We start from the raw sequence: 12,465 nt of genomic DNA, 5'->3' as shown, positions 1-12,465 counted from the left end.
CTAAACATTATTACTCCACAAACATATAGGAGGACGAACGAATTTGAAGCTTATATTTGGCAAAGAAGCGTTGATAGTCTTGGGAAATCAGGCTTGATTTAGAGATATAGAACTTTATTAATACAAATGGTGAATATAGACACTTAAAAAAATAAATATTAAAGAGGTGAACTAATGAATAGTAATGAACAGAATTTAAAACAACAAAAACCTATCTTGGTTAAGGAGGAAGGTATAATAAAAACTTATATGAGTCCAATGGATGGGAAAGAATTCACTGTTTTGGGTGAAATTGCTCCTAATCTAATAAATGAACAAGTAAAGAAGTTCAAAGGTATAATATATTGGTCAAATGATATGTCCTTATCAAAGCAAGTTGGAGTTTTGAAAAAAATATGTCCTCTAATTACTTCAGTACCTAATGGTGAATTATTGAATATTATAGAAGGGACATCTGAATGGGAGTTTGGTGTATTTCTACCAGAGGAAGCAGAAGAACTAATTACTAAAGCTGAACAAAACAAGCTAAATATTTCAATAGTAGAGTTGAAATAGTTTACTACGTTATTTTAATGAATATAACTACAGAGCACAGTGTCTTCAATTGGTATTGAATGAAAATAAAGATAAAGGCAATTGTTTAATATTGGAAATGTAGTAAAAAAGGATACAATGAACTAGATGAAAAATAAGTAAGCTAATTTATTGCTTTTTATATGATAAAATACTGGTAGACTTTGAAACACTAAAGCCTGTTACTTAAAAATGATGGATGGAGAAATGCATATGAGTATGAAATGCATTATGTTGTAGATATTGTGAATAGTTAGTTTATGATTTCTTATCGGAGTTAGTGAACTTAAAAATGACGGTATAAAAATTGAATACGTCAAATAAAATGGTTCTGGTGTCAAAGAAACAGTGATATAATCATTTTCAAAATTGCAAGATTTTGAGAAAAGAGTATCTCAGAGACTTCATTTAAATAGAAGTGCTTTAAATTATAAATAATATTTTTATGTATGATATGATGTCCAAAATATTCCTTAAGCTATAGAAACGATGCGTGAAATAGGTTCATCAATATCTATCACAAAAATAATTAAATGGTTATATAAATAGTCTCCTATTATTAAAAGGAGTGGTTAAGTAATGGGGTTATCTGGAATTTTATTAAAGAAGAAGCATGAATTTGACTTTGATAAGTTAACACATGATATAATGCATTCAGCTAATAAAGCCAGTATTATCTGTTTGGATGGAATAAAATTTGAAAAAAATGATGATGGTAGGTATGAATTTGTGACATTTATTTTTAAATATAATGAAGGGGACACTGAAAATCAATTTATTATGTATGCGTATAATGATGTTGATAATATGGTTAATGGAATATTCAACTTTATTGATCAGGAAAATAACTATCAATAATGTATTAATATTGAAGATTTTAGATCGTCTAAAATGCTTCTAGATTTTATATATGAGTATATGAAATTAAATTTGGATGATATATTTTATGATGAATTAAAATGCTACTATACATATGAGGATATTGAAAAATTAGCTAAAAGCAAGGAGTTTGATTCAGAATGGTGTTATAAAAATCAATTGAAATAAAACGTTAATCAGATAGATTCTGTGATCTTAAGTTTTAGGACCTAGTTATTTGCTAAATGATTTACTCTAAACTTACTATAAAAAATAGAGATTATGGAAATTATAGTTTTCAAAATGATTAGAGTGTAGAAAATTGTAAAGAAATATGGAGTGTTGTTGAATGTTATTAGAAGAAACCAAGAGAGTATTAAAAAAAGCAGGTTGGTATGAAGGAAGAAAGATAGATATATCAGAACATATAAAATTTTTACAAAATATGGGATACGAAGTATTCGATGCATTAAAAAAATTTCTTGAGGAATATGGTGATTTAAAGATAGTATTAGAATATGAGCCTTTTGATGAAGATGATGATGAAAATACTATGGAGTATTCAACTTATATTAAAGACATTATAGGTCCATATAAAAAAAATATTAATCAAGATAAAAAAGTTGGAGAAAAAACCATACCAATAGCCGAAATAGCAAATGGAGAGATTTTGGCATATATATCAGAAAGCGGTGAATTCTACACTTATGAAGGATTACTTAATAGTAATGATTACAAGTTTTGGAATAGTAGATTTGGAGATCAACGAGGTGAAAGACCTTTAACTTGGAGAGAATTAGGTAAAAATGATAATATAGATTGGTATCTTAAGAATAAAATGTAAGTGAAATTGCATTAGTTCCATTTGTGAAATACAAGTATAAAAATGAGCATTTAGTAATAATTGATTTTGGTGTGAAAATAAAAACAGTTACATAATTATTTCATAATATTGACAAATAAATTCTATTATAGATTTATTTAAAGAACTGTATTAATACATAAAAGCTTAATTTAATATTTTTATAATATTGTGTTTTTATAATGAAATTTAAATAAGGAAAAACGTTGTATTCATTTTTGGTAGAGGCGCTAAAGAATGAACTTTGGACAAATAAATGTTTGTTTTTTGAAACTAAAAAGTTAAAACAAGATTTACTTAATAATGTTAAATAATTTTTTTGCTATTACGGTTATCATATGATAACTGTTTTTTTAGGTTTTCTTGATGAATAAGTAGTATCTAAAGTAACACAAAAAGAAACATACATACCTTGTAATGATGAACTAAAAGCAACACCAAAAAATTAAAAAATGTTGAGAGTGATAAAATGCCTTTTTTAAAATATGAATGTCCAATGTGTAAAAAAATTATTAAAGTAAATTATAATCAGACAATATCTAGAGGCGAAGTTTTATTCTTTATGCAGTACAACTGTGAATGTGGTTTTTCGAGCGATGAGGATAGCACTATAATTCCAGAAAAATTTAGAGATGAGATAATACAGGAAAGTGGTTTATGGCAACTAAAATGTTATGATAAAATAAAATGTTTAAAGTTTTTAAGACAAAAATATTTATATTCAATGGAAAAAATAAAGGAATTGAAGAAAGTGGAATTAATAACATTTGAGGGAACAGCAACTGAAATGAAAGCATTAGGAAATAAAATGGAAAAAGAAGGTATAAAGTTAATAATAGAACGTATAGAATAGAAAATTGAATGAAAAAACTCATAATTTACTAAATGTAAATTACGAGTTTTTTATCTAGAATGATAGAAAGAATAAAAAGCTAGCGAATTATATAAAAAGTGCCTATATAACTTATGCAATAGTGATAAATGAAATAGAAAAAATATTAAAAATATCTTTTGAAGGACATGAAAGGTCTTATTTAGGAGTTTACTTTGAAGGAAGTTTATCAGAAAAAGATTATAAAGATTTTCCTATTAACCTACTAGAACTTATGGGTAGTGTACTTGCGGCAGCAAATCTCTTAGGTGGTATTGGTGATAGTGTAAATGAAGTGGTTACAGGCATATATGATATGTGTAGACATCAAATAAGGACTACTCTAGGGCTTGGTCAGATGTTTTTAAATCCTATTCCAGTATTTGCAACTATTGATGAAGCAATAGGAGATTCTTTTGTTAAGAATCTTATCCACGGAGATGCAAATATAAGAGCGAGATTTATAGATAGAGCTGGGTTTGAAATAGGTATAATTGTTCTTTCTAGTAAAGTTGCATCAATTGGAAAAATTAGCTTATGTAAAAAAGTTAAGATGGCCTTTAAAGGCATTGATTTTGTAAAGGGTGTATCAAAAACATAGGAGATAATCTTCCAATTAGTAAGAAAATATCAAATAGAGCAGGAGGTTAAATTCGTGGAAAAACAAATGAATTCTTTATATAGAAAAATAGCAGAAAAAGTAAATGAAATGATTCCGGTTGAATGGGATACATTTTATTTTAATGGAGAAGTAGAGAATGGAGAAGGGGGAGTATATTTTTTCTATAATACACCTGAAGAAAAGGAAAAATATATTTATTGTTACGATATTATGGAATTGTATAATGGTGACACGGAAATATATGAGGATTTAGAGGATGAATTGTTTGATTTAACTAATCAACTTAAACAAGTTTTTATTGATAATAATCAGGAACCTTGGTTTTCAATTACAATTATTTTATCTTCTCAAGGGAGATTAAAAGTCGATTTTGATTATGCAAAGTGGGAAAATTCTGAATTTGGACCGACGGATATAATGAAATTTTGGCAGAAGAAATATTTGAAGATAGAACCTAAAAATGAAAATGATAGAAATAAGATAAAAAAAATTGAACAGTTTATTGAAGAAAGTAATAACTGATGTTTTGATATAAAAATCAGTAGTAATATTAAAAATTGTAAAAATATAGAAGGGATTATTATAAAGAATATATTTGAGTGAAAGCATTTGCAATATGAATATATTTTAAAAGCAAAGACAGAATACATTGAAGAAAACTAATGTGTTCTGTCTAAATTTAGAAATAATGATAAAATGATTTAATTAATAATAAAGAACATTTTTTATCTTTTTAATAAAGATTAAAAATTAAATAAGGAAAAACGTTATATTCATTTGTGTTAGAGGAGGATAAGGAACCAAAGTTAGATAAATCGATGTCTTGTACTTTGAAAATTAAAAGGAAAGTTCCTTGAACGAAAAATAATGTATATAAAAGGAGAACTTGTAAAACTACATCTTAATATAGATGAAAGCAACCTAAAGAGAATGAACAGGAAAAATAGAATTGGTTAATGCTAAACTTCATCAAGCGAATCATTTAGGTGGTAATGTTATTTGGAGAGGAGGAATTAGATAATGAATAATTGTGTGAAATGGAGTTATGCAGATGAAAAAATTAGTATGAAGGAAATTATGGAATTAGAAAGTGTATGGGAAGTTAAATTACCGAAAGCTTATGTGGAGTGTGCTATTTGTAATCATGGTGGTAGCCCAGAGCCAGAAGAGTTTTTAGTTAAAGGTAGAAAAAGAGTATTTGGATGTTTATTATCCTATTGTAAAAATAGCCTAGATAATATATTGGAAGTATATAATGGAATTAAAGAGAGATTACCACATAATATATTTCCTTTTGGATGTGACCCAGCAGGGAATTATATTTGTTTTGACTATAGAAAATCACAAGATAATCCATGTATAATATTTTGGGAACATGAGTTAGGGGCAATAGAATCTGATTATACACAAGAAAAGCTTAAGAGAATTGATTTAAAAGAAGTTCAAGAAAATGCTATTAAACCAATAAGCTGTTCTTTTAAGGAATTTTTAGAAAGTTTATTGTAATCATAGTTTTTGTGCAAAAATTAAAACAGTTATACAATTGTTTCGTAAATTGTAACATTGGAGAACAGATTATGTAAGGAAGTTATTTAAGTGGAAGCACTTTGAATCATAAACAATACTTGCGTGTGATGGTATCTAAAATATTCATTAAGTTATAAAAATTTAGTAGAAATGATGAGTGAAAGAGGTTTATCAATATCTCACACAACAATAATGAGGGTGGGTACATGAATATTCTTCTATTACTGAAAAAAATAAGAAAATACTAAAGAAAACAAATGATTCATGGAGTGTTGATGAAATTTATATAATCGTAGATAAGAACAAAGCTTATGAGGTTGCTATACCAGAACTTATTTATTGATGAGTATTAACTTGTAGAGCCAGTTTTAGGCAAGTAAAATAATTAAATAACATTGGAACAGGACTATAGATTTATCAAACGGAAGATAAAAACTATTAAAATAACCCAGATTTCTATTAGACGAAATCTAGGTTATTGATAATTGGAAAAAACATAATAGATAATATTCAATGATAAATAGAGAACATTATATTTTAGTAACGTTTGAAGCTTGAGGTCCTTTATCTCCATTTACTATATCCAGTGAAACATCTTGTCCTTCTTCTAAATCTTTTCTAGGTCCATTTTCTTTTACGGCAGATATATGAACAAATACATCTTCTCCTTCATCTAAAGTTATAAATCCGTATCCTTTTTCTGGATTAAACCATTTTACAACACCATTTCTCATTATAACGCCTCCATTTAGTAAAAATTATCAAAACATGTATAACTCTATTAACTTACTAATTACTACTGATTTTTAATTTTAAAATCGTATATATTTTTTGTATTTTAAAAAAATATATACTACCTTAATTAAACGACAATCATTTTTTTCTTAAAATAAAACAAAAATTAATTAAGGTGGCATTTTAGAAAGATTAGCTTTCTGATAAACTAGTTCTATAGAGAAAATAGTTCATTTGAAAAATTATAATTTAAAGTACAGGGGAGATTGAATTATGAAGATAATATTACAAGTAATCATATGTATAATGTCGATTTTATTAATGGGGTGTAGTGATGTTGACAATATAATCAAAGAAAATTTAGAAGCAATGGAAATTGTTGATACAAATCCAATTTGTACCGACTTAGACCAAGTTGAAGAGAATATAAAACTTGCTATAGATAATTTAGATAATGAGGTGAAATTCACTTATAAAGGGGACAATTCTGATATACTTCAAAGAATTAGTGACACGATAAAAAAGGTGATTGATGAAAATGGAGAATATACAGTATTGGTAAGTAATTATGAAACTGAGACAACTAGTTATGCTTATAAATCAAAGGTGAAAATATCATTCAAATATAATTTAAGTCAAGAAGAATATTCTGAGGTAAAAGATCGAGTAAATTCAATTATATCTGAAATAATAGATCCTTCTATGGGTGATTTTGAAAAAGAAAAAGCTATAAACGATTGGATTGTAACTAATATAGAGTATGATAAAACAAAGGAAAAAACAAATGCATATACAGCATTGTTTGAAGGAAAGACTGTTTGTTCAGGATATGCACATTTAGCAAAGTTAATGTTAGATAAAGTGGATATACAAAATAAATTGATAACTGGAGGAGATCATGCTTGGAATATAGTTTATATAGAAGGAAAATGGTATCATCTAGATACAACTTGGAATGATCCTTCATATGTAAATATATCTGATAAAATGCATGAGGTAAGTTATGAATATTTTAATGTTACGGATGAATTTATATCTAAATCTCATTCTTGGGATAGAACACTTTATCCATTAGCTAACACAAAATATGAAGGAATTAGAAAAAAAACAATGTTATCATTAGCGGATATAAGAATCGGTGGAATATCGTTATATAATTTTGATCCAAATACACACAAATATTACCTAAATAGAAATGAAGTACAGGGAAAATCTATAGAATTTATACCAAGAAGTAGTGTTGCAGAGTTAAGATTAAATAAGTTTTCAAATCGATGGGAGATTAAGATTAAGTCAGAAGAATATGAAGATATAGGTACTTATATTCTTTATTTCAATTAGAATGAAAAAATTTATAAGGATTTCCAGAAATATAAACAGTTTTCAATAATTTCTAATATATCTTTTTGTTGATTGGTTAAATTAATAAAGAAACAAAAAGAAGGAGGAAACTCAAATGAATAATAATAAAAATCTTAAGAAAACACGTGGAAAATCAAATTCAGAGCTTAGAAAAATGTATTCTGAACATGGAAGTGATATTGGAATTGTAGATAGTAAAAAAATTGATCCAAATAATAAAAGACTTACAAAAAGATCTAAGCTTTCACATAAAAGAGCAGGTTCTTACGACGAAGAAGCATAAAAAACAATATAACTAATAGAAGTAGAATTTCTTAATATATTAAGGAATTCTATTTTTATATACTAAAAAATTATAAAAAAAACAGGGTTAATTACCCTGCGAATGCTCCAACAATTCCACCTAAAAGTGCAATTGTACCACCACCAAGGGCGAAAGCACCTATAATTATATAGAATATAGAAGTTATCTTATCTCCGATTAATCTTCTCATACGTAGGGCTTTTCTATTTTCCCAGAAAAAATTAGGTTTTTTAATAGTACAAATAAGTGTAAATAAACCAATTAATATACAAATTAGTCCTCCGATTATTCCTTGCTGTGCCATTTATTACTACCTCCTTATTTTTAAAAAGCAATAATGATTATAACATATATTTGCATATTATGACAAAAATACCAAAAATACAATTTAAATCAATGATTGAATATTAATATATAGTAATGCTAGACTATTTAAAAATTGCGAAAAATGTAATAATATTAAATTAAATAAATTTAATATCCAAGGAGGGATTATTAATATGAAAAGAGTCAAAAAAATATTATCCGCAGTTTTAGTACTAACATTAATACTTGTAGCACCCATGGCTTCTTTTGCAAAAGGAAATAAGGGTTCAGGTTCATCAAACAGCAAGAGAAAAACTCAAAGCAGTCGCTCAAATAATTTAAAGAGCTCAGATCAAAAGCAAAGTAAGGATTCAAAAGTAAAGGAAAATAATATTTTAGAAGATAAACAAATAGAAAACAACGAATCTACAATAGATAATATAGACACAGAAGATACTGAAAAACCAGAAACTAAACAAATTGATAATAAAAAAAGAAATGAAATAAAAAGAAAAATACAAAAACTTAAAAAAGAAGCAAGGAAAGCTTATTCAGAAGAGGAACTTCAGAATATACAAGAAAGAGTAGAAGAAATCAACAATAAATATCCTGGAATTAAAACATTACGTGTTGATAATATAATATCTAAAAAAATGAATATGAAATTTGATACTCCACCTGTTATTAAAGAAGGTAGAACATTAATTCCTGTAAGAGCTATATCAGAAGGATTCGGAGCAGATGTAAGTTGGAATCAAGAAGATAAAAAAGTTACTATAACAAAGGATGGAAAAGAAATAGTCCTTCAATTAGGTAGTGATGTAGCGTACATAGATGGAGTTGAAACTAAACTTGATGTTCCTGCTGAAACAATGAATAATAGAACTATTGTACCATTAAGATTTATTGCTGAAAATTTAGGTTTAAAAGTAGATTGGGATGAAGAAACTGAAACAATTGAAATTGAAGAAGATCAAGACGTAGACAATGAAACAGATACAGATGAAACTACAACAGATGAAGAGGTTACAGATGAAACTGCAACAGATGAAGCGGTTACAGATAAAACTGCAACTGATGAAGCAGTTACGGATGAAACTGTAACAGATGAAGAGGTTACAGATGAAACTACAACAGATGAAGAGGTTACAGATGAAACTGCAACTGATGAAGCAGTTACTAATAGCTAGATATAATATAAAAAAGTCAGTTAAGCAGGATGGATACGATATTTAATCGTATTCATCCTGCTTTTTTACATATAAGCGAACTATATGACTTTTAACTTGTGGATAACATTGATGGAAGAACTACACTTATAACTATTTTAAGTAACAATTACATAATTAGAATATATGATATAATCTCTAATAAAGAAAATTATTTGAAGATATTGGAGGGGTATTTATGAATGATATTATTAAAAATATAAAAGAAAGAAGAAGTATTAGAAAGTTTAAGGAAGAGCAGATAAAAGATGAGGAATTAGAAGTTATTATAGAGGCGGGAATGTATGCTCCGAGTGCACATAATGAACAGCCATGGCACTTCACTATAATCCAAAACAAAGATATAATATCTGAAATAAATAAAGAATCTAAAATGATGATGAAAAACCATAGTGATAAATGGATAGCCAAACTGGGTAACAATGAAAAGTTCGATATACATTACAATGCACCAACTGTAATAGTGGTGTCTGAGAAAAAAGATTGCTATAGTAAATTTGTAAATGCATCAGCTGCTACTCAGAATATGCTATTAGCTGCAGAAAGTATAGGAGTTGGATCTTGCTGGGTAGGTTTTAGCAAATTTTGTTTTGTACAAGAAGACAAAATTAAAAAGCTTAATATTCCTGAAGGTTATGAACCACATTATACAGTAGCTTTAGGGTATAAAGCTTTAGATAAAAAGCAAAGTGCACCAAAAAGAAATGAAGATGTAGTAACTTACATAAGATAAGAATGGAATTTTAAATAAAAAATATATCAAAATGATAAAAACTACAAATGGTAGAAAATTTATACATTTAAATTAAAGCTATTAAACTGCATTTTATGTAGTTTAATAGCTTTTTTTGATGGAAAAACAAAAAAACACCTTGCTTTATCAAAATGATAATGTTAGAATGGAATTATCAATTTGATAGAAGTATAATTTTAAAGGAGGATTCAAAATGAAATTTAACAAAAAAGGAATCATATTAGCATTAACAATATTTATTCTATTAGTAGGGGTTGTAGGATGCTCTTCAAAAACTGTAAGTGAAACAGATAAAAATATAATAAAAATTGGAACATCTGGTGGATATCACCCTTATACATTTAAAAATGATAAAGGAGAGTTAGATGGTTTTGAGATAGATGTATGGAATGAAATAGGTAGTAGAATAGGATATGAAGTAGAATATGTAACATCTGAATTTAGTGGATTATTTGGAATGATTGATATTAAAAAAATCGATACAATAGCGAATCAAATAACTATAACAGAGCAAAGAAAAGAAAAATATATATTCCCAACACCATATGTATATAGTGGAGCACAATTAATAGTTCAAAAAGGAAATGAAGATGTTAAATCGTTAGAAGATTTAAAAGGCAAAAAAGTAGGTGTAAGTCTTGGATCAAACTATGAACAAATTATAAAAGAGTTTGATATAAATAACGAGATTGAAGTCGTTACTTATGAAGATTTTTTAGGTTCACTTCAAGATGTAGCACTTGGAAGAATAGATGCGGTTTTAAATGATAAGTTAGCAGCTATGACTAATGTTCAAAAATCAGGACTAGATATTCAATTAGGTGGAGAACCTATAAGTAAAATAGAAAATGCATTTCCATTTGTCAATAATGAGCAAAATAAAGAATTGGTAGAAAAAGTAAGCAAAGCAGTTGAAGATATGAGAAATGATGGAACTTTAGAAAAAATATCTAAAAAATGGTTTGAAATAGACATTACTAAAGAATAGAAGATGGTGGATTAAATGAATATTAATTTTTCAGTAGAGTACTTTATAGGTAGATTCCCAGAATTTATTAAATTTTTACCTATTACATTGAGCTTAGCATTAATATCGATAGTTATAGGGTTAGTAGTAGGAACAAGTATAGCTTTAATTAGAACATATGAAATAAAAATATTGTATCCTTTATCTAAGATATATGTTTCTTTTTTTAGAGGAACACCATTACTTGTACAATTATTTATATTTTATTATGGACTTCCGCAAATTATACCTTCATTAGGAGGAATAAATGCATATACAGCAGCCTTTTTAACTTTGAGTATTAATAGTTCAGCTTATATGTCAGAAATTATTAGAGCAGCTATTAATTCTGTAGATAAAGGGCAGATGGAAGCAGCTTTATCAGTTGGAATGACATATTTTCAAGGAATGACAAAAATAGTTCTTCCGCAAGCTGCAAGAATTGCAATCCCATCTCTAGGGAATACTTTTATAAGTCTTATGAAGGAAACTTCATTAGCCTTCGTATTAGGAGTTTCTGAAATGCTTGCAGCAGCTAAGATGGGTTCAGCAGCTAGTTATAGATTCTTTGAAAATTATTTAGCTGTAGGAATAATATATTGGATAATTACTATTTTATTTACTTATATTATAGATAGACTAGAAAGAAATATGTCTAAGGCATATTAGGAGTGAAAAAATGATAGATATAAAACAAATTCATAAAAAGTTTGGAGATACACATGTTTTAAAAGGTATAGATTTAAGTGTTAAAAAAGGAGAGGTTGTAGTTATTATAGGACCATCAGGATCAGGTAAATCAACATTTTTAAGATGTATAAACTATTTAGAAAAACCAGATAGTGGAGTAATAAATATTGATGATATAACTATAGATGCAGCTAATCCATCTAAAAAAGATATAAATAATTTAAGAAAATCAACTGCAATGGTTTTTCAAAATTATAATTTATTTAAAAATAAGACAGCTCTTGAAAATATTACTGAGTCTTTAATAGTAAATAAGGGGATGAGTAAAGAAGATGCAGATGCTTTAGGAGCGGACATATTAAATCAAGTTGGACTTTCTGATAAAATGGGTAATTATCCATCTACACTATCAGGAGGTCAGCAACAAAGGGTTGGTATTGCTAGAGCCATGGCACTAAATCCTAAAGTCATATTATTTGATGAACCAACATCAGCACTTGATCCAGAACTTGTAGGAGAAGTATTAAATGTTATTAGAAATTTAGCTCAAAAAGACATGACTATGATTATAGTTACTCATGAAATGGGATTTGCAAAAGAAGTTGCGAATAGAGTTATATTTATGGACAATGGAAATATAATAGAAGAAGGTAGTCCTGATGAAATATTTAATAATCCAAAACATGAAAGAACTAAAAGGTTTTTAAAACAGATAATAAATAAATAAATATAAAAAAAGCTATATTGTTCTAGAGTATGAATGCTA

The 12,465-nt window shown here is 27.3% G+C and carries 16 protein-coding genes and 1 pseudogene; 15 read left to right on the top strand and 2 right to left on the bottom strand.

Translation table 11 applies throughout. The annotated features are described in order from the left end of the window. Window positions 1-174 precede the first annotated feature (174 nt). The 8 genes and pseudogenes from P4S50_RS11230 to P4S50_RS11195 all read left to right on the top strand — a co-directional run. The gene (locus P4S50_RS11230; RefSeq protein WP_277730879.1) at window positions 175-555 is read left to right on the top strand and encodes a hypothetical protein; all 381 of its coding nucleotides are present in this window, start codon (window positions 175-177) and stop codon (window positions 553-555) included. 597 nt (window positions 556-1,152) lie between these two features. Then, window positions 1,153-1,431: a hypothetical protein gene (locus tag P4S50_RS11225; protein ID WP_277730878.1), complete on the top strand. Its 279-nt coding sequence runs from the start codon at window positions 1,153-1,155 to the stop codon at window positions 1,429-1,431. 349 nt (window positions 1,432-1,780) lie between these two features. Continuing rightward, window positions 1,781-2,275: an SUKH-3 domain-containing protein gene (locus P4S50_RS11220; protein ID WP_277730877.1), complete on the top strand. Its 495-nt coding sequence runs from the start codon at window positions 1,781-1,783 to the stop codon at window positions 2,273-2,275. 487 nt (window positions 2,276-2,762) lie between these two features. After that, window positions 2,763-3,146 (top strand): hypothetical protein, encoded by a 384-nt coding sequence (locus P4S50_RS11215; RefSeq protein ID WP_277730876.1) that lies wholly within the window; start codon window positions 2,763-2,765, stop codon window positions 3,144-3,146. Window positions 3,147-3,267: 121 nt separating this feature from the next. Next, window positions 3,268-3,765, top strand: coding sequence for a hypothetical protein (locus tag P4S50_RS11210; protein WP_277730875.1), 498 nt, complete (start codon window positions 3,268-3,270; stop codon window positions 3,763-3,765). Between the two features lie 54 nt (window positions 3,766-3,819). Beyond that, window positions 3,820-4,308, top strand: a complete 489-nt coding sequence (locus P4S50_RS11205) for an immunity protein YezG family protein (protein ID WP_277730874.1) — start codon at window positions 3,820-3,822, stop codon at window positions 4,306-4,308. A gap of 498 nt (window positions 4,309-4,806) precedes the next feature. Next, entirely contained in the window at window positions 4,807-5,292 is a 486-nt protein-coding gene (locus P4S50_RS11200; protein WP_277730873.1) for an SMI1/KNR4 family protein, read from the top strand. Between the two features lie 129 nt (window positions 5,293-5,421). Continuing rightward, window positions 5,422-5,608: pseudogene (locus tag P4S50_RS11195) on the top strand (IS6 family transposase); the annotation flags it as partial. 235 nt (window positions 5,609-5,843) lie between these two features. Here P4S50_RS11195 and P4S50_RS11190 read toward each other — a convergent pair. Beyond that, entirely contained in the window at window positions 5,844-6,047 is a 204-nt protein-coding gene (locus tag P4S50_RS11190) for a cold-shock protein (protein ID WP_277730872.1), read from the bottom strand. Window positions 6,048-6,321: 274 nt separating this feature from the next. Between P4S50_RS11190 and P4S50_RS11185 the strand changes: the two genes are divergently transcribed. Further along, window positions 6,322-7,389 (top strand): transglutaminase domain-containing protein, encoded by a 1,068-nt coding sequence (locus tag P4S50_RS11185; RefSeq protein WP_277730871.1) that lies wholly within the window; start codon window positions 6,322-6,324, stop codon window positions 7,387-7,389. A gap of 115 nt (window positions 7,390-7,504) precedes the next feature. Beyond that, window positions 7,505-7,693 (top strand): hypothetical protein, encoded by a 189-nt coding sequence (locus P4S50_RS11180; protein WP_277730870.1) that lies wholly within the window; start codon window positions 7,505-7,507, stop codon window positions 7,691-7,693. Between the two features lie 91 nt (window positions 7,694-7,784). Here the strand turns inward: P4S50_RS11180 and P4S50_RS11175 are convergent, their stop codons facing one another. Next, window positions 7,785-8,018 (bottom strand): hypothetical protein, encoded by a 234-nt coding sequence (locus P4S50_RS11175; RefSeq protein WP_277730869.1) that lies wholly within the window; start codon window positions 8,016-8,018, stop codon window positions 7,785-7,787. Between the two features lie 196 nt (window positions 8,019-8,214). Here P4S50_RS11175 and P4S50_RS11170 point away from each other — a divergent pair, with 196 nt between their 5' ends. The 5 genes from P4S50_RS11170 (at window position 8,215) to P4S50_RS11150 (ending at window position 12,426) form a co-directional block, all read left to right on the top strand. Next, window positions 8,215-9,210, top strand: coding sequence for a stalk domain-containing protein (locus P4S50_RS11170; protein WP_277730868.1), 996 nt, complete (start codon window positions 8,215-8,217; stop codon window positions 9,208-9,210). Between the two features lie 217 nt (window positions 9,211-9,427). After that, a complete protein-coding gene (locus tag P4S50_RS11165; protein WP_277730867.1) occupies window positions 9,428-9,982 on the top strand; it encodes a nitroreductase family protein in 555 nt (184 codons plus the stop codon). Between the two features lie 214 nt (window positions 9,983-10,196). Next, window positions 10,197-10,991, top strand: coding sequence for an amino acid ABC transporter substrate-binding protein (locus P4S50_RS11160; protein WP_277730866.1), 795 nt, complete (start codon window positions 10,197-10,199; stop codon window positions 10,989-10,991). A 15-nt stretch (window positions 10,992-11,006) separates the two neighbouring features. Next, window positions 11,007-11,678: an amino acid ABC transporter permease gene (locus P4S50_RS11155; RefSeq protein ID WP_277730865.1), complete on the top strand. Its 672-nt coding sequence runs from the start codon at window positions 11,007-11,009 to the stop codon at window positions 11,676-11,678. 10 nt (window positions 11,679-11,688) lie between these two features. After that, window positions 11,689-12,426 carry an amino acid ABC transporter ATP-binding protein gene (locus P4S50_RS11150; RefSeq protein ID WP_277730864.1) on the top strand — a complete coding sequence of 246 codons (738 nt, stop codon included), beginning with the start codon at window positions 11,689-11,691 and terminating at the stop codon, window positions 12,424-12,426. The last annotated feature ends 39 nt before the right edge of the window (window positions 12,427-12,465 follow it).

This window comes from Tepidibacter hydrothermalis (genome assembly GCF_029542625.1).
GTDB lineage: Bacteria > Bacillota > Clostridia > Peptostreptococcales > Peptostreptococcaceae > Tepidibacter_A > Tepidibacter_A hydrothermalis.
Note: the sequence above shows the minus strand (reverse complement) of the source record. Positions and strands in the feature narration are given on the sequence as shown.